The following is a 20,730-nucleotide window of genomic DNA, read 5'->3' on the forward strand; positions in this document are numbered from 1 at the left end:
TTCAGGAGACAACTCCATGAGCCTCAATATTTTCTGGTTCCTGCCTACCCACGGCGACGGCCATTACCTTGGCACCGCCGAAGGCGCCCGCGCCGTCGATCACGGTTATCTGCAGCAAGTGGCCCAGGCGGCTGACCGCCTGGGGTTCGGTGGGGTGCTGATTCCTACCGGCCGCTCCTGTGAAGACTCGTGGCTGGTCGCCGCCTCGCTGATCCCGGTAACCCAGCGACTGAAATTCCTTGTCGCGCTGCGCCCCGGCATCATCTCCCCGACGGTGGCGGCGCGTCAGGCCGCGACCCTGGACCGGTTGTCCGGCGGGCGCGCTTTGTTCAACCTGGTCACCGGCGGTGATCCGGAAGAGCTGGCCGGCGATGGCTTGTTCCTCAGCCACGAAGAGCGCTACCAGGCCTCGGTGGAATTCACCCGCATCTGGCGCCGCGTGCTCGAAGGCGAAACCGTGGATTACGACGGCGAGCACATCAGCGTCAAAGGCGCCAAATTGCTCTATCCGCCGATCCAGCAGCCACGTCCGCCGCTGTACTTCGGCGGCTCCTCTGAAGCCGCCCAGGACTTGGCAGCCGAACAGGTGGAAATGGTGTTGACCTGGGGCGAACCACCGGCCGCCGTCGCGGAAAAGATCGAGCAGGTGCGGGCCAAGGCAGCAAAACTTGGGCGCACCGTGCGCTTCGGTATTCGCCTGCATGTCATCGTGCGCGAAACCAACGATGAAGCGTGGAAAGCCGCCGACAAACTGATTTCCCATCTGGATGACGAAACCATCGCCCGCGCCCAGGCATCCCTGGCGCGTTTCGACTCGGTTGGCCAGCAGCGTATGGCCGCTTTGCACGGTGGCAACCGCGACAACCTCGAAGTCAGCCCCAACCTGTGGGCCGGTGTCGGCCTAGTGCGCGGCGGTGCCGGCACCGCACTGGTGGGTGACGGCCCAACCGTTGCGGCGCGGGTCAAGGAATACGCGGCGCTGGGCATCGACACTTTTATCTTCTCCGGTTACCCACACCTGGAAGAGTCGTATCGGGTTGCCGAGTTGTTGTTCCCGCACCTGGATATCGAGCGTCCCGAGCTGCCAAAAAGCGCCGGTTACGTCAGCCCGTTCGGCGAAATGGTCGCCAACGACATCCTTCCCAAAGCTGCGTCGCAGAGCTGAGGCGCCATTATGGATTTTGAAAAATTAAGTCATCGTGTTGCGCCCTGGGTGCTGCCGATTTTACTGCTGGCGGTGTGGCAGTTGTCGGTGTCGGCGGGCTGGTTGTCGACGCGCATTCTGCCGGCGCCCAGCGCCGTGATCGAAGCGGGCGTCAACCTGGTACGCAGCGGCGAAATCTGGACGCACCTGGCCATCAGCGGCTGGCGTGCCGGGCTGGGCTTTGTGATCGGTGGCAGCATCGGTTTGGCCCTGGGCTTTATCACCGGCCTGTCGAAGTGGGGCGAGCGCCTGCTGGACAGCTCGGTGCAGATGATCCGCAACGTGCCGCACCTGGCGTTGATTCCGCTGGTGATTTTGTGGTTCGGCATTGACGAGACCGCGAAGATTTTCCTGGTCGCCCTCGGCACGCTGTTCCCGATTTACCTGAATACCTACCACGGCATCCGCAACGTCGACCCGGCGCTGGTGGAGATGTCGCGCAGCTACGGTTTGTCCGGTTTCAGCCTGTTCTGGCAAGTGATCCTGCCGGGCGCGTTGCCTTCGATTCTGGTGGGCGTGCGCTTCGCCCTGGGCTTTATGTGGCTGACGCTGATCGTGGCGGAAACCATCTCGGCCAGTTCCGGCATCGGTTACCTGGCGATGAACGCCCGCGAATTCCTGCAAACCGACGTGGTGGTACTGGCGATTGTGCTCTACGCCATCCTCGGCAAGCTCGCCGACCTCGCGGCGCGTGGCCTGGAACGTGTGTGGCTGCGCTGGCATCCGGCTTACCAAGTGAATAAAGGAGGTGCGGCATGACCGCTCAACAACCTCCGCGCCTGCTCAAGGGCATCCCGCTGGCGGTGCGCAAATTGCGCAAGGCCTTTGGTGCGCGGGAAGTACTCAAAGAGATTGATCTGCACATTCCGGCCGGTCAGTTCGTGGCCGTGGTCGGCCGCAGCGGCTGCGGCAAAAGTACCTTGCTGCGTCTGCTCGCAGGCCTGGATAAAGCCAGTGGCGGCGAGCTGCTGGCCGGCTCCGCGCCGTTGAGCGAGGCGATTGAAGACACGCGGTTGATGTTCCAGGAAGCGCGTTTGCTGCCGTGGAAAAAAATCATCGACAACGTGGGCCTGGGCCTTAAAGGCAACTGGCGTCCCAAGGCATTGGAAGCGTTGGAGGCAGTGGGTTTGGCCGAGCGCGCCAATGAGTGGCCGGCGGCCTTGTCCGGTGGCCAGAAGCAACGCGTGGCTTTGGCTCGCGCGTTGATTCACCAGCCGCGCCTGTTGCTGCTCGATGAGCCGTTGGGGGCGCTGGACGCCCTGACCCGCATCGAGATGCAGCAACTGATCGAAAATCTTTGGCAGAAGCACGGCTTCACCGTGTTGCTGGTCACCCATGATGTCAGCGAAGCCGTGGCGATTGCTGACCGCGTGATTCTGATTGAAGACGGCGAAATCGGCCTCGACCTGATAGTCGACCTGCCACGCCCGCGTGCCCGTGGCTCACATCGCCTGGCCGCGCTGGAAGCTGAAGTGCTTAACCGGGTGCTGTCGCTGCCAGGCTCACCGCCGGAACCTGAACCTGTTTCACCGCTGCCTACGCAATTGCGTTGGGCTCAATAACTCATAGAGGAAAACCATCATGACTATCAAAGCCATCAACGTACGTAACCAGTTCAAAGGCACAATCAAGGAAATCGTCGAAGGCGACGTGCTGTCGGAAATCGACGTGCAGACCGCGTCCGGCATCGTGACTTCGGTGATCACTACCCGCTCGGTCAAAGAGCTGGAACTGGTGATTGGCAGCGAAGTGATTGCCTTTGTGAAGTCCACCGAGGTGTCGATCGCCAAGTTGTGATCACTCCACTGATCGTTCCCACGCTCCGCGTGGTAATGCATCTCGTGACGCTCTGCGTCACCGCAATGCAGGCGGGACGCGGAGCGTCCCAGGCGGCATTCCCACGCAGAGCGTGGGAACGATCAGCGCTTGGGCAAATACGCCGGCAAATAAAGCCCCACATACGCATCAAACACCCGCATCCCTTCTTCGGCCATGCGCGGCGTAATCTGCCCATGCTGATGCACCGAGCGCGCGTACACGCGGTCGCTCAACTCCAGCGCCAACGCGAACACGTCCACGTCGGTGGGCAAGGTCGGCACTTCGAAGTGGCGGTTGAATACTTCAAGCATTAAATCCCCCAGCTCCAAATCATGCTGACGGTCCGCCTGGGTCACTTCGGCAAGCCCGTGTTGCGCCAGGATCAACTGGCGTGCAGCCGCGTCGTTGCTGTAGATGCTGAGCATGCGTTGCTCGACGATAGAGGACAGGTCGCGCCACACCTTGAGTGAATCATGCTCGATGGGGGCCTGGATCGCCGCGCGGAAAGCGGCATGGACATCGGCGGTCAATGCCTCCAGCAGCGCCGGCACGCTGGCGAAAAAGTGATACACCGACGACGGTGGGATCTGCGCCCGTTCGGCCACGCTGTAGATCGACAAGCTCGCCACGCCTTCGCTCGCCAGCAAGGTGCGGGCGGCGTCGAGGATCGCATCGATCCGGGCCTGGCTGCGGGCGCGGGGTTTGCGAGTGGCGGCGGGGCGGGTGGGCATGGAAGTCTCCTACAAGGCAGAGCGCATTGTATGAGCAGGAGGGTGTGTTGTCTGCCAGGGCCTCATCGCAGGCAAGCCAGCTCCCACACTTTGATCTGTGAACGCATTCAAGTGTGGGAGCTGGCTTGCCTGCGATGAATACAACGCGGTCTACCGGAATAAACTCAAAAAAATGCCGCAGGCCATAAAGCCTGCGGCATTTTTTAAAGCAGCAACGGCTTACACCGTATGCAGATACCAGTTGTACTCAAGGTCGGAGATGGAGTGTTCAAACTCTTCCAGCTCACTTTCCTTACAGGCGACGAAGATATCGATGTATTTAGGATCGATGTACTTGGCCATCACCTCGCTGTCGTCCAACTCACGCAATGCATCGCGCAGGTTGTTCGGCAGGCTCTGTTCGTTCTGCTCGTAGCTGTTGCCTTCCACTGGAGCGCCAGGCTCGATCTTGTTGGTAAGACCGTGGTGCACGCCCGCCAAGACCGAAGCCATCAGCAGGTACGGGTTGGCGTCGGCACCGGCCACGCGGTGTTCGATACGCACGGCATCGGACGAGCCGGTGGGTACGCGAATGGCCACAGTGCGGTTATCCAGGCCCCAGCACGGCGAGTTCGGCACGTAGAACTGTGCGCCGAAACGACGGTAGGAGTTGACGTTGGGGCACAGGAACGCCATTTGGGCGGGCAGGGTCTCGAGCACACCGCCGATCGCGTGACGCAATGCGGCGTTCTGCTCGGGATCCTCGCTGGCAAAAATATTCTTGCCGTCCTTGTCCAAAATGGAGATGTGTACGTGCAAACCGTTGCCTGCCTGGCCTGGGTAAGGCTTGGCCATGAAGGTGGTGTCCATCTCATGGTCGTAGGCGATGTTCTTGATCAGGCGCTTGAGCAGTACCGCGTAGTCGCAGGCCTTGATCGGGTCGGCGACGTGGTGCAGGTTCACTTCGAACTGCGCCGGGGCACTTTCCTTGACGATGGCGTCAGCCGGGATGCCTTGCTCTTTGGCACCTTCCAGAATGTCCTGGAGGCAGTCGACGTATTCGTCGAGGTCGTCGATCAGGTACACCTGTGTCGAGTGCGGGCGTTTGCCGGAGATCGGCGAGCGGGGCGGTTGTGGGCGGCCGTTCACGTTCTCCTGGTCGATCAGGTAGAACTCAAGCTCGAAGGCGGCGCAGATGGTCAGACCGAGGTCGTCAAATTTGCTTACAACTTGGCGGAGCACTTCGCGAGGATCGGCGAAGAAAGGTTCACCTTCAAGTTCGTGCATGGTCATCAGCAGTTGCGCGGTTGGGCGCTTTTGCCAGGGTTCATTGCACAGGGTGTCGGGGATTGGATAACAGATTCGGTCAGCATCACCGATGTCCAGACCCAGGCCGGTGCTTTCCACCGTCGAGCCGTTGATATCCAGGGCAAATAAAGAGGCAGGCAGGTTAATGCCCTTCTCGTAAACCTTGTGGAGGCTGGTGCGTTCGATGCGCTTACCGCGCACCACACCATTCATATCCGCAATTAGAAGGTCTACGTACAGAACCTCAGGATGATCCTTAAGGAACGCGTTCGCTTCGTTAAGCTGAACGGCACGCGGGGGTACCGACATGATGCAACACCTTTGTTGTTAAAAATATCAATCATTGATCTTTTCTGGTTTCAGTCAACCCGAACGGCATGCCGAAGTCAAGCGAGGCCTTTTTTGCCCTAAAAAAGCGCCTTGAGGCCTTTTTTGGGGCTTTTTGGGGCGGTTTTTTGGGTTTGAAGGGCTTGGGACTAGCAGGCTAAAGCGGGCCGTGTTGTATTTTTTACGGGGGTGTTGTGTAAAAAAATGAACAAGGCTAAGCTCGATTCAAACCCATAACAGCAATAATACCGGGGTGCTTCATGTCTCGCCTGCCGTTAATCGGCGTCACCGCCTGCTCCAAACAGGTCGGTTTGCATGCTTATCACATCAGTGGCGACAAATACGTCCGTGCAGTCGCAGTCGCTGCCAAGGGCTTGCCATTGATCATTCCATCCTTGGGTGATCTGCTCGACCCGGCCAATATTCTTGACGGCCTGGATGGCATTCTCTTTACCGGCTCCCCGTCCAATATCGAACCCTTTCACTACGATGGTCCGGCCAGCGCGCCCGGGACTGCTCATGATTCTGCACGCGACCAGACCACCTTGCCGTTGCTGCGCGCCGCGATTGCGGCCGGCGTGCCGGTGCTGGGCATCTGCCGTGGCTTTCAGGAAATGAACGTGGCGTTCGGCGGCAGCCTGCACCAGAAGGTTCATGAAGTGCCGGGCATGATGGATCACCGCGAAGACGAGACCCAGCCGCTGGAAGTCCAGTACGGCCCGGCGCACGCCGTGGCGATTACCCCCAATGGGGTATTGGCAGGCCTGGGTTTGCCGCCGACGATCCAGGTCAACTCGATTCATAGCCAGGGCGTTGATCGCCTGGCGCCGGGTATGCAGGTCGAAGCGACCGCACCCGATGGGTTGATCGAAGCTTTTTCTTACACGTCGGGCAAGGCTTTTGCTTTAGGAGTGCAATGGCACCCCGAATGGCAGGTAAGCTCTAACCCGCACTACCTCGCGATCTTCCAGGCCTTTGGCTCGGCTTGTCGAAAGCGGGCGATGCAACGCGACGCGGATGCTGCGTCAACCAACGCCTGACCTTTAATGGATGTCAGGAAACACAGCCCAGAGGCATTTATGAGTAACAACCTCGACCAGCTCACCGATTGGTTGAAAGACCACAAGATCACAGAAGTCGAATGCATGATTGGCGACCTCACGGGCATCACCCGGGGCAAGATCTCGCCGACCAACAAGTTCATCGCCGAAAAAGGCATGCGCCTGCCCGAGAGCGTTCTGTTGCAGACCGTGACCGGCGACTATGTCGAAGACGACATCTATTACGAATTGCTCGACCCGGCCGACATCGACATGATCTGCCGCCCCGACCAGAACGCGGTATTCCTGGTGCCTTGGGCCATCGAGCCCACCGCCCAGGTGATCCACGACACCTACGACAAACAAGGCAACCCCATCGAGCTGTCGCCGCGCAACGTGCTCAAGAAGGTACTCAAGCTCTATTCCGACCGGGGCTGGCAGCCGATCGTGGCGCCGGAGATGGAGTTCTACCTGACCCAGCGCTGCGAAGACCCGGACTTCCCGTTGCAACCGCCGATTGGCCGTTCCGGTCGCCCGGAGACGGGCCGCCAGTCCTTCTCTATAGAAGCCGCCAACGAATTCGACCCGTTGTTCGAAGACGTCTACGACTGGTGCGAACTGCAGGAGCTGGACCTCGACACGCTGATTCACGAGGACGGCACGGCGCAGATGGAAATCAACTTCCGTCACGGCGATGCTTTGTCCCTGGCCGACCAGATCCTGGTGTTCAAGCGCACCATGCGTGAAGCCGCGCTCAAGCACAACGTGGCCGCCACCTTTATGGCCAAGCCGATGACCGGCGAGCCGGGCAGCGCGATGCACCTGCACCAGAGCATCATCGACATCGCCACCGGCAAAAACGTCTTCTCTAATGAAGACGGGACCATGAGCCAGCTGTTCCTGAACCACATTGGCGGCCTGCAGAAATTCATCCCTGAATTGCTGCCGCTGTTTGCCCCCAACGTGAACTCGTTCCGCCGCTTCCTGCCCGACACCTCGGCGCCGGTTAACGTGGAGTGGGGCGAAGAGAACCGCACCGTCGGCCTGCGTGTACCGGATGCCGGCCCGCAGAACCGCCGTGTCGAAAACCGCCTGCCAGGCGCCGATGCCAACCCGTACCTGGCGATTGCCGCCAGCTTGCTGTGTGGCTACATCGGCATGGTCGAAGGCCATAACCCCAGCGCACCTGTAGTGGGTCGTGGTTACGAGCGCCGCAACCTGCGCCTGCCGTTGACCATCGAAGACGCCCTGGAGCGCATGGAAAACAGCAAGACCATCGAGAAGTACCTGGGGCAGAAATTCATCACAGGCTACGTCGCGGTCAAGCGGGCCGAGCATGAAAACTTCAAGCGCGTGATCAGTTCGTGGGAGCGGGAATTCCTGCTCTTCGCCGTCTGATGCGCCGGGCGCGCGGGGCAACCCGCGCGCCCTTCACCGAAAAGTCTAGGAGACCGGTATGTCCAGCAACAACCCGCAAACCCGTGAATGGCAAGCCTTGAGCAATGATCACCACCTGGCGCCGTTCAGCGACTTCAAGCAATTGAAAGAGAAAGGCCCACGGATCATCACCAAAGCCCACGGCGTTTACCTGTGGGACAGCGAAGGCAACAAGATCCTCGACGGCATGGCCGGCCTGTGGTGCGTGGCGATCGGTTACGGTCGCGATGAACTGGCTGACGCCGCCGCCAAGCAGATGAAAGAACTGCCGTACTACAACCTGTTCTTCCAGACCGCGCACCCGCCGGTGCTGGAGTTGGCCAAAGTCATTGCCGATGTCGCGCCTGCCGGCATGAACCACGTGTTCTTTACCGGTTCCGGCTCCGAAGGCAACGACACCATGCTGCGCATGGTCCGCCACTACTGGGCGGTCAAGGGCCAGCCGAACAAGAAAACCATCATCAGCCGCAAGAATGGCTACCACGGTTCCACCGTGGCCGGCGCGAGCCTGGGCGGCATGACCTATATGCATGAACAGGGCGACCTGCCGATTCCGGGCATCACCCACATCGCCCAGCCGTACTGGTATGGCGACGGCGGCGACATGAGCCCGGAAGAGTTCGGGATCTGGGCTGCCAACCAGTTGGAAGAAAAGATTCTGGAACTGGGCGTGGACAACGTCGGGGCCTTTATTGCCGAGCCGATCCAGGGTGCCGGTGGCGTGATCGTGCCGCCTGAGACCTACTGGCCGCGCATCAAGGAAATCCTCGCCAAGTACGACATCCTGTTCGTCGCCGACGAAGTGATCTGCGGTTTTGGCCGCACCGGTGAGTGGTTTGGCAGTGATTTCTACGACCTCAAGCCCCACATGATGACCATCGCCAAAGGCCTGACCTCGGGTTACATCCCCATGGGCGGCTTGATCGTGCATGACGACGTGGTTGCCGTGCTCAATGAAGGCGGCGATTTCAACCACGGCTTCACCTATTCCGGTCACCCGGTGGCCGCCGCCGTGGCCCTGGAAAACATCCGCATCATGCGTGATGAAAAAATCATTAAGCGGGTGCACGAAGAAGCGGCACCGTATTTGCAGAAACGTCTGAGGGAACTGGCTGATCACCCGCTGGTGGGTGAAGTGCGCGGTGTGGGCATGCTCGGGGCGATTGAGCTGGTGCAGGACAAGGCCACGCGCAAACGTTACGAAGGCCGTGGTGTGGGCATGATCTGCCGCACGTTCTGCTTCGAGAATGGCCTGATCATGCGCGCCGTGGGCGACACCATGATCATTTCGCCGCCGCTGGTAATCAGCAACGCGGAAATCGACGAGCTGGTGACCAAGGCTCGCCACTGCCTGGACCTGACTTTGGCGGCATTGCAGGGCTAAGTGCTAGGCTCAGAACGCAGCGGCTTTCGGGCGCTGCATTCTGAGCAGCTATAAATGAGGCTTTGGTTGAAAGCCGGCCTCGGAACTTGCCAGACTGTCGCCCTGTTTTGTTGCCCTTTAGACGGGCCGCTTAACACTGTAAGAACGTGGCCCAAAAAAGAAAAATTGGAGCATCACCAAATGAAGGCATTAGGTTTGAAGAACGCTGGCAAGACCCTCCTCGCCTTGTCCCTGTTGGGCGCAATGGCGGGCGCGGCCCAGGCAGACGATAAAGTCCTGCATGTGTACAACTGGTCCGACTACATTGCACCGGACACCATCGCCAACTTTGAAAAAGAGTCCGGCATCAAGGTGGTGTACGACGTTTTTGACAGCAACGAGACCCTCGAAGCCAAGTTGCTGGCAGGCAAGTCCGGTTACGACATCGTCGTGCCGTCGAACAACTTCCTCGCCAAGCAGATCAAGGCCGGTGTCTATCAGGAGCTGGACAAGTCCAAGCTGACTAACTACGACAACCTGAATAAATCCCTGCTCAAAGCCGTGTCGATCAGCGACCCGGACAACAAGCACGCCTTCCCGTACATGTGGGGCTCGATCGGCATCGGCTACAACCCGGAGAAGGTCAAGGCTGCACTGGGTATCGACAAGATCGACTCGTGGGACGTGCTGCTCAAGCCTGAAAACATCGCCAAGCTGAAAAGCTGTGGTGTGAGCTTCCTTGATTCGCCAACCGAAATGCTCCCGGTGGCACTGCACTACCTGGGCCTGCCGACCGACACCCAGAAGAAAGCTGACCTCAAGCAAGCTGAAGACCTGTTCCTCAAGCTGCGCCCATCGATCGGCTACTTCCACTCGTCCAAGTACATCTCGGACCTGGCCAACGGCAACATCTGCGTAGCCGTGGGTTACTCGGGTGACATCCAGCAGGCCAAGTCCCGCGCGGCTGAAGCCGGTGGCAAGGTCAAAGTGGCCTACGACATTCCGAAAGAAGGCGCCGGCAGCTTCTTCGACATGGTCGCCATCCCTAAAGATGCCGAAAACGTCGACGCCGCCTACAAGTTCATGAACTACCTGCTCAAGCCGGAAGTCATGGCCTCGATCACCAACAGCGTGCGTTTCCCGAACGGTAACGAGAAGGCTACCGCACTGGTCGACAAAGACATCACCAGCGACCCGGGCATCTACCCGCCAGCCGATGTGCAGGCCAAGCTCTACGCCATTGCTGACTTGCCGGCTGCAACCCAGCGTGAAATGACACGCAGCTGGACCAAGATCAAATCGGGTAAATAAACGTTGAAACCTGTGGGAGCGGGCTTGCCCGCTCCTGCACAAACCCGTTCACAAAAATTAAATGACAGAAAGTTTTGCCGGATCGGTTTATCGAGGGTAAGTTGCGCGCCGGTTTTGTTGCCGGGCAACAACTTTAAGGCCCAACTATTTAAGAGGACCTCCACTTGCCAATTTCTTTATTTCGCAAAGCCATGCTGGTGGGTGCAGGTATCACGCTGGCTGTGAGCGTGCAGGCCGCACCGACGGTGCATATTTATAACTGGTCGGACTACATTGGCCCGGACACCCTGGCCAACTTTGAAAAGGCGACAGGCATCAAGCCCGTGTATGACGTGTTTGATTCCAACGAAACCCTGGAAGGCAAGTTGCTCGCCGGTCGTACCGGTTACGACGTGGTGGTGCCGTCCAACCATTTTCTCGGCAAGCAGATCAAGGCTGGCGCGTTCCAGAAGCTCGATAAGTCATTGCTGACAAACTATGCCAACCTCGACCCGGCGCTGCTGAAGCGCCTGGAAAAGAACGATCCAGGTAACCAGTATTCCGTGCCGTACCTGTGGGGTACCAACGGCATTGGCTACAACGTCGATAAAGTCAAAGAAGTGCTGGGCGTCGACCATATCGACTCCTGGGCCGTGCTGTTCGAGCCGGAGAACATGAAGAAACTCGCCACCTGTGGCGTTTCGTTCATGGACTCGGCCGATGAAATGCTGCCGGCGGTGCTCAACTACATGGGCCTGAACCCCAACAGCACCAACCCTGAAGACTACAAGAAGGCCGAAGAGAAGCTGCTCAAAGTGCGGCCCTACGTGACCTATTTCCATTCTTCCAAATACATCTCGGACCTGGCCAACGGCAACATTTGCGTGGCGGCCGGTTTCTCCGGTGATGTGTTCCAGGCCAAGGCCCGTGCGGCCGAGGCTGGCAAAGGCGTGAACATCGCCTACACGATTCCCAAAGAAGGCGGCAATTTGTGGTTTGACGTGCTGGCGATTCCCAAGGACGCCACCAACGTCAAAGAGGCCCACGCCTTCATCAACTATTTACTGCAACCTGAGGTGATCGCTCAGGTCAGTGATCAAGTCGGTTACGCCAACCCTAACCCAGGCGCGGACAAACTGATGGAGCAATCGATACGCACTGACGCAGCGGTTTACCCACCGCAGGCGGTTCTCGACCGGACGTTCGTCAACTTCGAGCTACCCCCGAAAGTGCAACGTTTAATGACCCGTAGCTGGACCAAGGTCAAGACGGGCAAGTAAAGCTCAAACTATCCAAGGTTTTGCCCGTCTTGGGCGAACCTCAAATTTTGTTGGGAGTTTCGTAAATGGCAGTTGCCTCCGGCGCCTATAAGAAAGCCCTCGAGGGCGACCAGACACCGAAAAAGGTGTTGGTCAAAATCGACCGGGTCACGAAGAAGTTCGACGAGACGATTGCCGTGGACGATGTGTCCCTGGAAATCAAAAAAGGCGAGATCTTCGCCTTGCTCGGCGGCTCGGGTTCGGGCAAATCCACCCTGCTGCGCATGCTCGCAGGCTTCGAGCGCCCAACGGAAGGTCGCATCTACCTCGACGGTGTGGACATCACCGACATGCCGCCCTACGAGCGGCCGATCAACATGATGTTCCAGTCCTACGCCTTGTTCCCACACATGACCGTGGCGCAGAACATCGCCTTCGGCCTGCAACAGGACAAGATCCCCAAGGCTGAAGTCGACGCCCGCGTGGCCGAGATGCTCAAGCTGGTGCAGATGAGCCAGTACGCCAAGCGCAAGCCGCACCAGCTGTCCGGTGGCCAGCGCCAGCGTGTGGCGTTGGCACGTTCCCTGGCCAAGCGCCCGAAACTGCTGCTGCTCGATGAGCCGATGGGCGCATTGGACAAAAAGCTGCGTTCGCAGATGCAGCTGGAACTGGTGGAAATCATCGAGCGCGTCGGCGTGACTTGCGTGATGGTGACCCACGACCAGGAAGAGGCCATGACCATGGCCGAGCGCATCGCGATCATGCACCTGGGTTGGATCGCGCAGATCGGCAGCCCGATCGACATCTACGAAACCCCAACCAGCCGCCTGGTGTGCGAGTTCATCGGCAACGTGAACATTTTCGACACCCAAGTGGTGGACGACGCCGAAGGCCACGCGGTGCTCAAGTGCCCGGACCTGGACCGCGACATCTACGTGGGCTACGGCATCGCCACCTCGGTGGAAGACAAGTCGGTGACCTACGCGATCCGCCCGGAAAAGCTGCTGGTCACCACCGAAATGCCGACCTGCGAGCACAACTGGTCCAGCGGCAAGGTGCACGACATCGCCTACCTGGGCGGCCATTCGGTGTTCTACGTGGAACTGCCGAGCGGCAAGCTGGTGCAGTCCTTTGTGGCCAACGCCGAACGCCGTGGCCAGCGCCCAACCTGGGGTGACCAGGTGTACGTGTGGTGGGAAGACGACAGCGGCGTGGTACTTCGCTCATGAACATGAAGAAGTTCAAACGCCAACTGCAACGAATAACACCCGGTGGCCGGCATGTGGTCATCGGGATCCCTTTCCTCTGGCTGTTCCTGTTTTTTGCGCTGCCGTTCTTCATCGTCCTGAAGATCAGCTTTGCCGAAGCCGACGTGGCGATCCCGCCTTACACCGAGATCTACACCTTCGTTGAGCAAAAGCTGCAATTGGTGCTCAACCTGGGCAACTACGCGATGCTCGGCGACGATGAGCTGTACATCGCCGCCTACCTCGGCTCGCTGAAGATGGCGTTTTTCAGCACGATCTTGTGCCTGTTGATCGGCTACCCGATGGCCTACGCCATTGCCAGCGCGCGCAAAGAGATGCAGACCGTGCTGGTGCTGCTGATCATGATGCCGACCTGGACCGCGATCCTGATCCGCGTGTATGCGTGGATGGGCATCCTCAGCAACAACGGGTTGCTCAACGGCTTCCTGATGTCCATCGGGCTGATCAACGAGCCGCTGCAGATCCTCAACACCAACATTGCGGTGTATATCGGCGTGGTCTATTCGTACCTGCCGTTCATGATCCTGCCGCTGTACGCCAACCTGGTTAAACACGACCAGAGCCTGCTGGAAGCCGCATCGGACCTGGGTTCGAGCACCTTCAACAGCTTCTGGAAAATCACCGTGCCGCTGTCCAAGAACGGCATCATCGCCGGTTGCATGCTGGTGTTTATCCCGGTGGTGGGCGAGTTCGTGATTCCTGAACTGCTCGGCGGCCCGGAAACCCTGATGATCGGTAAAGTGCTGTGGCAAGAATTCTTCAACAACCGTGACTGGCCGGTGGCGTCTGCCCTGGCGGTGGTGATGCTGGCGATCCTGATCGTGCCGATCATCCTGTTTAACCGCAGCCAAGCCAAAGAGATGGAGGGCAAGATATGAAGCGCTTCAGTTTCTCGAGTTTCATGCTGGTGGCGGGGTTGCTGTTTATCTACCTGCCGATGCTGATCCTGGTGATCTACTCGTTCAACGAATCCAAACTGGTGACGGTGTGGGGCGGTTGGTCGATCAAGTGGTACGTGGGCTTGCTGGACAACACCCAGTTGATGGGCTCGGTGGCGCGCTCGCTGGAAATCGCCTGCTACACCGCCGTTGCGGCGGTGGCATTGGGTACGCTGGCGGCGTTCGTGCTGACCCGTATCAGCCACTTCAAGGGCCGCACGCTGTTCGGCGGCCTGGTGACTGCGCCATTGGTGATGCCCGAAGTGATCACCGGTCTGTCGCTGTTGCTGCTGTTCGTGGCGATGGCGCAGATGATCGGCTGGCCCCAGGAACGTGGCATCGTCACCATCTGGATCGCCCACACCACGTTCTGTGCGGCGTATGTGGCGGTCGTGGTGTCGGCGCGCTTGCGTGAGCTGGACCTGTCGATCGAAGAAGCGGCGATGGACTTGGGTGCACGGCCATGGAAGGTGTTCTTCCTGATCACCATCCCGATGATCGCGCCGTCCCTGGCAGCGGGCGGCATGATGTCGTTCGCGCTGTCGCTGGACGACCTGGTACTGGCCAGCTTCGTGTCGGGGCCGGGTTCGACTACGTTGCCGATGGAAGTGTTCTCGGCAGTACGTCTGGGGGTTAAACCCGAGATCAACGCCGTGGCCAGTTTGATTCTGCTGGCGGTGTCGCTGGTGACCTTCCTGGTGTGGTTCTTCAGCCGTCGGGCCGAAGAGATGCGCAAGAAGGCGATCCAACAAGCCATCGAAGAAGCGGCGGCGGACGGTTGGCAGCAACCGGACAAGCGCCGGGCGCCTGCGCCGGTCTAACTGGCGCAACACGTAAACAATGTGGGAGCTGGCTTGCCTGCGATAGCGGTGTGTCAGTCGAAGGATGAGTCGACTGACATGGCCTTATCGCAGGCAAGCCAGCTCCCACATTTGATTGCATTTCAAGTCAACTATGCAGCCCACGGCGACTTGCGAATCACCTCGACAAAATTCATCGGCTTGAACCCCGGCTCCTGATCCACCAACACATCGGTCTTCACGTTGCCAAACGTGGTCTGCGGGCGATGACGCAAGCCGTCGGCAAACGCGCAGATGATGCATTCCTTGAACCCTGCGCCGCGTGGATGCGCATGCACCACGGCTTCGCGCTGCATGCTGGAAAAGGTGGCGTAGTCCATGCCCAGTACGTCCATCTCGACACCAGCGGTCACCAGCGCCACGGTCGGGCGCAAGTGCTGCGGTACACCCGGCGTGGTGTGCAGGGCGATCGACAACCAGACTTGTTCGATATCGTCATCGCTCAGCCCGTAAGGCTTGAGGAACGCGGCCGCTGCATTGGCGCCGTCCACTTCGAAACGCTCGTTGTCACTGCGATGGCCTTCGACCAGGCCCAGGTCATGGAACATCGCGCCGACGTAAAGCAGCTCCGGGTTGTAGGCCAGTTGCTTGCGCTCACCGCTCAACGCACCGAACAGAAACACCCGGCGCGAGTGGTGGTACAGCAGGTCGGACTCGACGTCGCGGATGTATTCGGTAGTGGCCTTGGCCAGGGCGCTGTCCGGGATCTGGATGCCGGCGATGGAGTTGCTCATGGTCGTTCTCCTCAACAAAGCGCCGGGGGCGGCGCCGATGAGTGAAGTCTGGTCGCGTGCCCGCGATGGGGCTATCGCTGCGAGGGTGCGATGTCGGCCAATGTGGCTCGATATCAAGCCACATGCGGTCAAATGTGGGAGCTGGCTTGCCTGCGATGCTGACGACTCGGTCTGTCAGTTAGACTGAGGGGAGGCCATCGCAGGCAAGCCAGCTCCCACAGGGGTTTATGTTCCTCCAGTAGAAGGTGTGTTGTTCATGGGCAAAACCGTCGCCATCCTGATCTTCCCCGGCGTCCAGTCACTGGACGTGACCGGCCCCATGGATGTGTTCTGCGAGGCCAACCGTTTCCTGCTGCCCGAAGACCATTATCAGCTTGAAGTGATCGGCCTGGGCCACGGTACGATGGCCGCCTCTAACGGCCTTTCATTGCAGGCCCATCGGCATTACCCCGAAGCCCTGCAAGCCTACGACTTGCTGCTGATCGCTGGTGGCCCTCAGCTGCCCTTCGAGGATTTCGGCGCCCAGTTTGATGATTGGCTGCGCGGTGCCGCCGCACGCGCACAGCGCTTTGGCTCGATCTGCAATGGCGCCTTCATGCTGGCGCGCGCCGGGTTGCTCGATGGCAAAACCGTCACCACGCACTGGAACGATGCCGCCGACCTGGCGCGCCTGTGCCCCTCGGCCCAGGTGGATGCCGACCGTCTCTACGTGCAGGACGGTAATCTCTACACCTCGGCGGGCGTCACGGCTGGCATCGACCTGTCGCTGTACCTGCTGGCCCAGGATCACGGCCCGGAAGTTGCGCTGAGCGTGGCCAAGCGACTGGTGGTGTTCACCCAGCGCTCGGGCGGGCAGTCGCAGTTCAGCCCGTTCCTCACGCCTCACGCCGAAAGCACTTCGGCGGTGGCGTTGGTGCAGCTTTACGTACTGGCGAACTTGACCGGGGATTTGACCATTGCCGATCTGGCCAAGGCGGCCAACATGAGTGCGCGTAATTTCTCTCGGGTATTTGCTCGTGAGGCGCGCATAACGCCTGCCGAGTTTGTCGAGCGGGCGCGAGTGGACGCGGCGCGGGTGATGCTCGAAAGCAGCCCCGCACCGCTCAAGACTGTGGCCTATCAATGCGGTTTCCGTGACGCCCAGCACATGCGCAGTGTGTTCAACCGCCGGCTGGGCGTGACGCCGCAACAGTTCCGGCTTAACTTTGCGGCGCCGGTGTGAGCGTGTCGTAGGCTTCCAGCGCGCGCAGCGAATAGATGTACGCAGCACCGGCATTCAGCGAGATGGCGGTGGCCAGGGTGGCGGCAACTTCTTCTCGGGTCGCGCCGGCCTTGATCGCCGCGTCGGCATGCGCGGCGATACAGCCGTCGCAGCGCGTGGTGATGGCCACGGCGATGGAAATCAGCTCACGGGTCTTGGCGTCGAGTACTTGGTTTTCCTCGGCAGCCTCGCCCAGCGCCATGTAGGCTTTGACCATCTTCGGGTTGCTCTTGCCCAGCGCGCCAAAGGTTTTGTTTACGTTAGCAAGCAAGTTGGACCAGTTATTGAACATTGCGGTAACTCCTGAACGGGTTGGGTGTGAAGCCAGTCTGCGCGGTTCAGGTTTGGCGCTTTTGTTCGATCCACTCACCTTTTTGACCGATGCTCGCAAATGAACTCTATCGACACCCTGATTGCGTTGGCCAACCTGCGCGGCAGTCTGGATCTGCGCTGCCAGTTCCAGGGCGCGTGGGCCATGGACCACGGGCCTGAGCCGCTGGGCGTGGCGCCGTATCACATTGTGCTGGCGGGCACCTGCCACGCCGAGTTGTCGGGCGGCCAGCAGGTGACGCTGGAGGAGGGCGACATCCTGTTGATGCCCGGTGGCGCAACCCATTTGCTGCGCAGCCAGGGTGAGCGGATTCGGCCGGTGCAGCCCACCCTGATCGAAGGCGGTGTACTGCCGGTGTATCGCCTGGGTGGCGAACGGCCGGAAGTGGACATGCTCTGCGGCAACTTTCACTACAACCGCCAATCGTTGTTGCTTGGTGCGTTGCCGGAATTTTTGGTGGTATCGAGCCGTGAGTGGCAGGGCGATGGGCAGTTGGCCGCGTTGATTGCTTTACTGCGCAGCGAAGCGGACGGCCAGCAACTGGGCGCACGCTCGTTTATCGACGCGCTGTCGTCGGCCTTGTTCACTCTGATCCTGCGCACCTGGCTGACCCGCCAGGCGCCGGTGGCGGGCACCTTCGCTTTGCTCGCCGACAAGCGCCTGAGCAAAGCCTGGCAGGCGATGCTGGCCGAGCCCGGCCATGAGTGGACCATCGACAGCCTGGCGGCAGCCGCCACCATGTCGCGGGCCACCTTCATGCGGGCGTTTGTGAAAGTCGCGGGCGTGTCGCCGTGGGTGCTGCTGACGCAGCTGCGCATGGAGCTGGCATTCAACCTGCTGCGCCAGTCGCGCCTGAGCCTGCTGGATATCGCGGCGCAGGTGGGTTACCAGTCCCAGGCGGCGTTCAGCAAGAAGTTCAAGGAAACCTATGGCGAGGCGCCGGGGCGGATGCGGGCGAACACAGACTAACTGCGATAGCATCAACTCGGTCTGCCTGATGGACCGAGTTGATGCTATCGCAGGCAAGCCAGCTCCCACACAAGCCAGCTCCCACATTGATCGGGTTTACAGGCTGTTACCGGGCAGGCAACAGCTTCAGCGTGCCACGGGTATTCGCCGTCACCTCTTCCTCACTGAAATGCGCCTGCTCGTACCCACCCTCGATATAGGTTTCCGCCTGGTCGCCATAGTGCGAGTCAAACGGCACCCCGCTTTGCCCCACGGGGTTGATGGTCAATGCATGGGCCGGGTCGGCAAAGTCGATCAGGCGCCGGGTCGACGGGCCATAGGTCACGGGCCACGGCGCAGGGCCGATCATGGCCGATTGGTTATTCGGCACTTCGTGGGTGCCGGGCGCCGGGAATGGGCCGACGTTGAAAATCTTGTCCAGTGGCTTCTGCATGCCCAACGGATGCCCATGGGTCAGGGTATGGGCCTTGCCCCACTGCCATTGCGACGGGTCATCGCCAAAGGTGGCCTTGAGGTGCGCGAGGCTGTTGTCCCAGGCGAGTTTTACCGTGTCCGCGCGCTTGCCGTTCCACCATGGCGAGTCCGCCGAGGCGGTCAGGCGTGGCAGTGCGGCGTCGATCACCCGCGTGGTGATCAGGGTTTTGAACATCGCATCGCCCAGTTTCGGGTGGAAGGCCGCGTCGGTGAGGTTGAACAGAAACTGGTTGAACAGCGTGGCGCTGGTGGAGTCCAGCGGGTAGTCGCCTTTCCAGCTTGCAAGCTGCTCCACCAGTTTCAACTGCGCCGGGTCCTTGACCACTTCACGCAGCACCGGCAACAGCGGCGCCAGCAGGCGTGGGCCGTAGGCGGTGGTGGTGCCCAATTGCAAGGCCTGGCTGTTGTTCACGTCCCACTTCACGCTTTTATCGCTCAACTGCGTGTTCAACTGCTGGCCGCGGTCGGCGAGGTTGTAGTAACCAGGAATCTCCATGCCAGTGGGCGAGGCCGGCTGGGCGTTGGCCGACACCACATAACCACGGGCCGGGTTTTCTTCCTGTGGGTTGGCGCTGAACGGGTAGAAGCCCAGCTTGTCGGCCTGGGCGGTGCTGCCGTCGAGAATGAATGCCGGGTTAACGCCGGCCGGGCGGATCGGCAACTGCGCCGCCGCCCACCAGCCGATATCGCCCTTGGCATTCGCCCACACGATATTCAGGCCCGGCGCGGACACCTTGGCAGCGGCGGCGCGCACTTTGGCCAGGGTGTCGGCGCGGTTGAGTTCGTAGAAGCCTTCGAGGATAGGGTTTTCGGTGTCGAGGAACGCCCACCACATGGCAATCGGCGTGCTGCCGGCATTCTCGCCCAGCACGTCATTGATGATCGGGCCGTGGGGCGACTGACGCAGGGTGAGCGTCACCGGCGCCTGGCCCTTGACCGCAATCTGCTGTTCGCTGCTGGTCATGTTGACCCATTGGCCGTGGTACCAGACCTGGTTGGGGTTGTCCGGGTTGACCTTTTCGGCGATCAGGTCGAGGTCATCGTTCTGGAACATGGTCAGGCTCCAGCCGAAATCCAGGTTGTGCCCCAAAAACGCCACCGGCACCAGTGCGTTGTGATAGCCGTACAGCTCAAAACCCGGCGCCGACAATTGCGCCTCGTACCACACCGACGGCACCGAGAAACGGATATGCGGGTCACCGGCCAGCAACGGTTTGCCGCTTTTGGTGCGGCTGCCGCTGATGGCCCAGGCGTTGCTGCCTTCGAACTGCGGCAAACCGTTGTCGGCCAGGGCCTTGTCGCTCAAGGTGGCAAGGGCGCCGAGGGATTTCCAGTCACTGGCGGCCAGGTTGAGGGCGCCCTTGGGTTGCCAGTCGAGGTCGAAGACTTTCAGGTAGTCGCTGCCGAGCTGGTCGCGCACGTAAGTCAGCAGCGGCTCGGTACGAAACGCGGCAGCAAAGCTGTAGGCCATATACCCGGCAACACTGATGGTGTCTTCGGCGGTAAACCGTCGTTTAGGAATGCCCAGCACGTCAAACTCCACGGGGCTGGCGTGGCTGTCCTGATATTGGTTGATGCCATCCAGGTAGGCTTGCAAGGCCTTCCAGGCTGCCGAGTCGTGGTCCATGTGCTCGACGTAACTCAAGGCGCGCTCGCGAATGCGCAGGCTGCGAAACAGCTTGTCGGTCTCCAGCACCTTCGGCCCCAGCACCTCGGCCAGCTCGCCACGGGCCAGGCGCCGCATGATTTCCATCTGGAACAGCCGGTCCTGGGCATGCACATAGCCCAGGGCGCGGTACAGGTCGGTCTCGTTCTCGGCGCGAATGTGCGGCACGCCACGGTCGTCATAACGCACCGTGACGGCGCCTTGCAGGTTGGCCAGTGTCTCGGTGCCCTGGCGGGTCGGTTGCTTGCTGTACACATACCAGCCAGCGCCGGCCAAGAGGGCGGCAATCAGGATAGCGAGCACGGTCAGGCTGCGTTTCATGGACGGTCCTTGAGTCAGTCACCTTGAAGGTCAACGGAGTCTAATCGGTTTGGTGAGAACTGCGGGAATTGCTGATACGCCGCAGCGACAGCCGAGGTTCAAGTGCCGAATGTGTCGAGTACGCTACTATTGCGCCGGTCATCTTTGAGCTT

The 20,730-nt window shown here is 60.2% G+C and carries 19 protein-coding genes; 14 read left to right on the forward strand and 5 right to left on the reverse strand.

What is annotated here, in order from left to right:
* Positions 1 to 16 precede the first annotated feature (16 nt).
* Genes ssuD through GIW28_RS01455 form a run of 4 tightly spaced genes read left to right on the forward strand, consistent with a single transcriptional unit; the run spans position 17 to position 3,001 of the window.
* Entirely contained in the window at positions 17 to 1,165 is a 1,149-nt protein-coding gene (gene ssuD / locus GIW28_RS01440) for an FMNH2-dependent alkanesulfonate monooxygenase (RefSeq protein WP_017139539.1), read from the forward strand.
* Between the two features lie 9 nt (positions 1,166 to 1,174).
* The gene (ssuC, locus tag GIW28_RS01445; protein WP_017139538.1) at positions 1,175 to 1,963 is read left to right on the forward strand and encodes an aliphatic sulfonate ABC transporter permease SsuC; all 789 of its coding nucleotides are present in this window, start codon (positions 1,175 to 1,177) and stop codon (positions 1,961 to 1,963) included.
* Positions 1,960 to 2,766 (forward strand): aliphatic sulfonates ABC transporter ATP-binding protein, encoded by an 807-nt coding sequence (gene ssuB, locus GIW28_RS01450; RefSeq protein ID WP_017139537.1) that lies wholly within the window; start codon positions 1,960 to 1,962, stop codon positions 2,764 to 2,766. Before ssuC ends, ssuB begins: the two co-directional genes overlap by 4 nt.
* Positions 2,767 to 2,785: 19 nt before the next feature.
* A complete protein-coding gene (locus GIW28_RS01455; RefSeq protein ID WP_003213899.1) occupies positions 2,786 to 3,001 on the forward strand; it encodes a TOBE domain-containing protein in 216 nt (71 codons plus the stop codon).
* Positions 3,002 to 3,123: 122 nt separating this feature from the next.
* Here the strand turns inward: GIW28_RS01455 and GIW28_RS01460 are convergent, their stop codons facing one another.
* Positions 3,124 to 3,753 (reverse strand): TetR/AcrR family transcriptional regulator, encoded by a 630-nt coding sequence (locus GIW28_RS01460; RefSeq protein ID WP_017139536.1) that lies wholly within the window; start codon positions 3,751 to 3,753, stop codon positions 3,124 to 3,126.
* Between the two features lie 219 nt (positions 3,754 to 3,972).
* The gene (locus GIW28_RS01465) at positions 3,973 to 5,349 is read right to left on the reverse strand and encodes a glutamine synthetase family protein (protein ID WP_003213894.1); all 1,377 of its coding nucleotides are present in this window, start codon (positions 5,347 to 5,349) and stop codon (positions 3,973 to 3,975) included.
* 278 nt (positions 5,350 to 5,627) lie between these two features.
* Between GIW28_RS01465 and GIW28_RS01470 the strand changes: the two genes are divergently transcribed.
* From GIW28_RS01470 to GIW28_RS01505, 8 genes are all read left to right on the forward strand, one after another.
* The gene (locus GIW28_RS01470; protein WP_017139535.1) at positions 5,628 to 6,407 is read left to right on the forward strand and encodes a gamma-glutamyl-gamma-aminobutyrate hydrolase family protein; all 780 of its coding nucleotides are present in this window, start codon (positions 5,628 to 5,630) and stop codon (positions 6,405 to 6,407) included.
* A gap of 39 nt (positions 6,408 to 6,446) precedes the next feature.
* The gene (locus GIW28_RS01475; protein ID WP_236490375.1) at positions 6,447 to 7,805 is read left to right on the forward strand and encodes a glutamine synthetase family protein; all 1,359 of its coding nucleotides are present in this window, start codon (positions 6,447 to 6,449) and stop codon (positions 7,803 to 7,805) included.
* Positions 7,806 to 7,863: 58 nt separating this feature from the next.
* Positions 7,864 to 9,228: an aspartate aminotransferase family protein gene (locus GIW28_RS01480; RefSeq protein WP_017139533.1), complete on the forward strand. Its 1,365-nt coding sequence runs from the start codon at positions 7,864 to 7,866 to the stop codon at positions 9,226 to 9,228.
* 195 nt (positions 9,229 to 9,423) lie between these two features.
* Positions 9,424 to 10,518: a polyamine ABC transporter substrate-binding protein gene (locus GIW28_RS01485; RefSeq protein ID WP_058421218.1), complete on the forward strand. Its 1,095-nt coding sequence runs from the start codon at positions 9,424 to 9,426 to the stop codon at positions 10,516 to 10,518.
* Positions 10,519 to 10,682: 164 nt separating this feature from the next.
* On the forward strand, positions 10,683 to 11,777 hold the full coding sequence (locus GIW28_RS01490) for a polyamine ABC transporter substrate-binding protein (RefSeq protein ID WP_017139531.1): 1,095 nt from the start codon (positions 10,683 to 10,685) through the stop codon (positions 11,775 to 11,777).
* Between the two features lie 65 nt (positions 11,778 to 11,842).
* Positions 11,843 to 12,985 (forward strand): ABC transporter ATP-binding protein, encoded by a 1,143-nt coding sequence (locus GIW28_RS01495; RefSeq protein WP_003195240.1) that lies wholly within the window; start codon positions 11,843 to 11,845, stop codon positions 12,983 to 12,985.
* Positions 12,982 to 13,902, forward strand: coding sequence for an ABC transporter permease subunit (locus GIW28_RS01500; RefSeq protein ID WP_017139530.1), 921 nt, complete (start codon positions 12,982 to 12,984; stop codon positions 13,900 to 13,902). The genes GIW28_RS01495 and GIW28_RS01500 overlap by 4 nt, the downstream gene beginning before the upstream one ends.
* Complete coding sequence (locus tag GIW28_RS01505) at positions 13,899 to 14,783, forward strand: ABC transporter permease subunit (protein ID WP_056860728.1); 885 nt, start codon at positions 13,899 to 13,901, stop codon at positions 14,781 to 14,783. Before GIW28_RS01500 ends, GIW28_RS01505 begins: the two co-directional genes overlap by 4 nt.
* A gap of 131 nt (positions 14,784 to 14,914) precedes the next feature.
* Here the strand turns inward: GIW28_RS01505 and GIW28_RS01510 are convergent, their stop codons facing one another.
* Positions 14,915 to 15,556, reverse strand: coding sequence for an HD domain-containing protein (locus tag GIW28_RS01510; RefSeq protein WP_176991644.1), 642 nt, complete (start codon positions 15,554 to 15,556; stop codon positions 14,915 to 14,917).
* A 256-nt stretch (positions 15,557 to 15,812) separates the two neighbouring features.
* Here GIW28_RS01510 and GIW28_RS01515 point away from each other — a divergent pair, with 256 nt between their 5' ends.
* Positions 15,813 to 16,778 (forward strand): GlxA family transcriptional regulator, encoded by a 966-nt coding sequence (locus GIW28_RS01515; protein ID WP_236446754.1) that lies wholly within the window; start codon positions 15,813 to 15,815, stop codon positions 16,776 to 16,778.
* Here the strand turns inward: GIW28_RS01515 and GIW28_RS01520 are convergent.
* A complete protein-coding gene (locus tag GIW28_RS01520) occupies positions 16,756 to 17,109 on the reverse strand; it encodes a carboxymuconolactone decarboxylase family protein (RefSeq protein ID WP_017139526.1) in 354 nt (117 codons plus the stop codon). The genes GIW28_RS01515 and GIW28_RS01520 overlap by 23 nt on opposite strands.
* 99 nt (positions 17,110 to 17,208) lie before the next feature.
* On the opposite strand from GIW28_RS01520, the gene GIW28_RS01525 reads away from it, so the two are divergent.
* Entirely contained in the window at positions 17,209 to 18,117 is a 909-nt protein-coding gene (locus tag GIW28_RS01525) for an AraC family transcriptional regulator (RefSeq protein WP_236446752.1), read from the forward strand.
* A gap of 106 nt (positions 18,118 to 18,223) precedes the next feature.
* Here GIW28_RS01525 and GIW28_RS01530 read toward each other — a convergent pair whose 3' ends face one another.
* Positions 18,224 to 20,578 (reverse strand): penicillin acylase family protein, encoded by a 2,355-nt coding sequence (locus GIW28_RS01530; protein ID WP_236446750.1) that lies wholly within the window; start codon positions 20,576 to 20,578, stop codon positions 18,224 to 18,226.
* Between the last annotated feature and the right edge of the window lie 152 nt (positions 20,579 to 20,730).

It is taken from the genome of Pseudomonas sp. PA-5-4B (assembly GCF_021606215.1).
GTDB lineage: Bacteria > Pseudomonadota > Gammaproteobacteria > Pseudomonadales > Pseudomonadaceae > Aquipseudomonas > Aquipseudomonas edaphica.

Excerpts from the sequence above, each read along its gene's own strand:
- ssuD (WP_017139539.1), top strand. The coding sequence starts at position 17 with ATGAGCCTCAATATTTTCTGGTTCCTGCCTACCCACGGCGACGGCCAT.
- GIW28_RS01530 (WP_236446750.1), bottom strand. The coding sequence starts at position 20,578 with ATGAAACGCAGCCTGACCGTGCTCGCTATCCTGATTGCCGCCCTCTTG.
- GIW28_RS01460 (WP_017139536.1), bottom strand. The coding sequence starts at position 3,753 with ATGCCCACCCGCCCCGCCGCCACTCGCAAACCCCGCGCCCGCAGCCAG.
- GIW28_RS01505 (WP_056860728.1), top strand. The coding sequence starts at position 13,899 with ATGAAGCGCTTCAGTTTCTCGAGTTTCATGCTGGTGGCGGGGTTGCTG.
- GIW28_RS01470 (WP_017139535.1), top strand. The coding sequence starts at position 5,628 with ATGTCTCGCCTGCCGTTAATCGGCGTCACCGCCTGCTCCAAACAGGTC.
- GIW28_RS01520 (WP_017139526.1), bottom strand. The coding sequence starts at position 17,109 with ATGTTCAATAACTGGTCCAACTTGCTTGCTAACGTAAACAAAACCTTT.
- GIW28_RS01525 (WP_236446752.1), top strand. The coding sequence starts at position 17,209 with ATGAACTCTATCGACACCCTGATTGCGTTGGCCAACCTGCGCGGCAGT.
- GIW28_RS01465 (WP_003213894.1), bottom strand. The coding sequence starts at position 5,349 with ATGTCGGTACCCCCGCGTGCCGTTCAGCTTAACGAAGCGAACGCGTTC.
- ssuB (WP_017139537.1), top strand. The coding sequence starts at position 1,960 with ATGACCGCTCAACAACCTCCGCGCCTGCTCAAGGGCATCCCGCTGGCG.
- GIW28_RS01475 (WP_236490375.1), top strand. The coding sequence starts at position 6,447 with ATGAGTAACAACCTCGACCAGCTCACCGATTGGTTGAAAGACCACAAG.
- GIW28_RS01495 (WP_003195240.1), top strand. The coding sequence starts at position 11,843 with ATGGCAGTTGCCTCCGGCGCCTATAAGAAAGCCCTCGAGGGCGACCAG.
- ssuC (WP_017139538.1), top strand. The coding sequence starts at position 1,175 with ATGGATTTTGAAAAATTAAGTCATCGTGTTGCGCCCTGGGTGCTGCCG.
- GIW28_RS01510 (WP_176991644.1), bottom strand. The coding sequence starts at position 15,556 with ATGAGCAACTCCATCGCCGGCATCCAGATCCCGGACAGCGCCCTGGCC.
- GIW28_RS01500 (WP_017139530.1), top strand. The coding sequence starts at position 12,982 with ATGAACATGAAGAAGTTCAAACGCCAACTGCAACGAATAACACCCGGT.
- GIW28_RS01515 (WP_236446754.1), top strand. The coding sequence starts at position 15,813 with ATGGGCAAAACCGTCGCCATCCTGATCTTCCCCGGCGTCCAGTCACTG.
- GIW28_RS01455 (WP_003213899.1), top strand. The coding sequence starts at position 2,786 with ATGACTATCAAAGCCATCAACGTACGTAACCAGTTCAAAGGCACAATC.
- GIW28_RS01480 (WP_017139533.1), top strand. The coding sequence starts at position 7,864 with ATGTCCAGCAACAACCCGCAAACCCGTGAATGGCAAGCCTTGAGCAAT.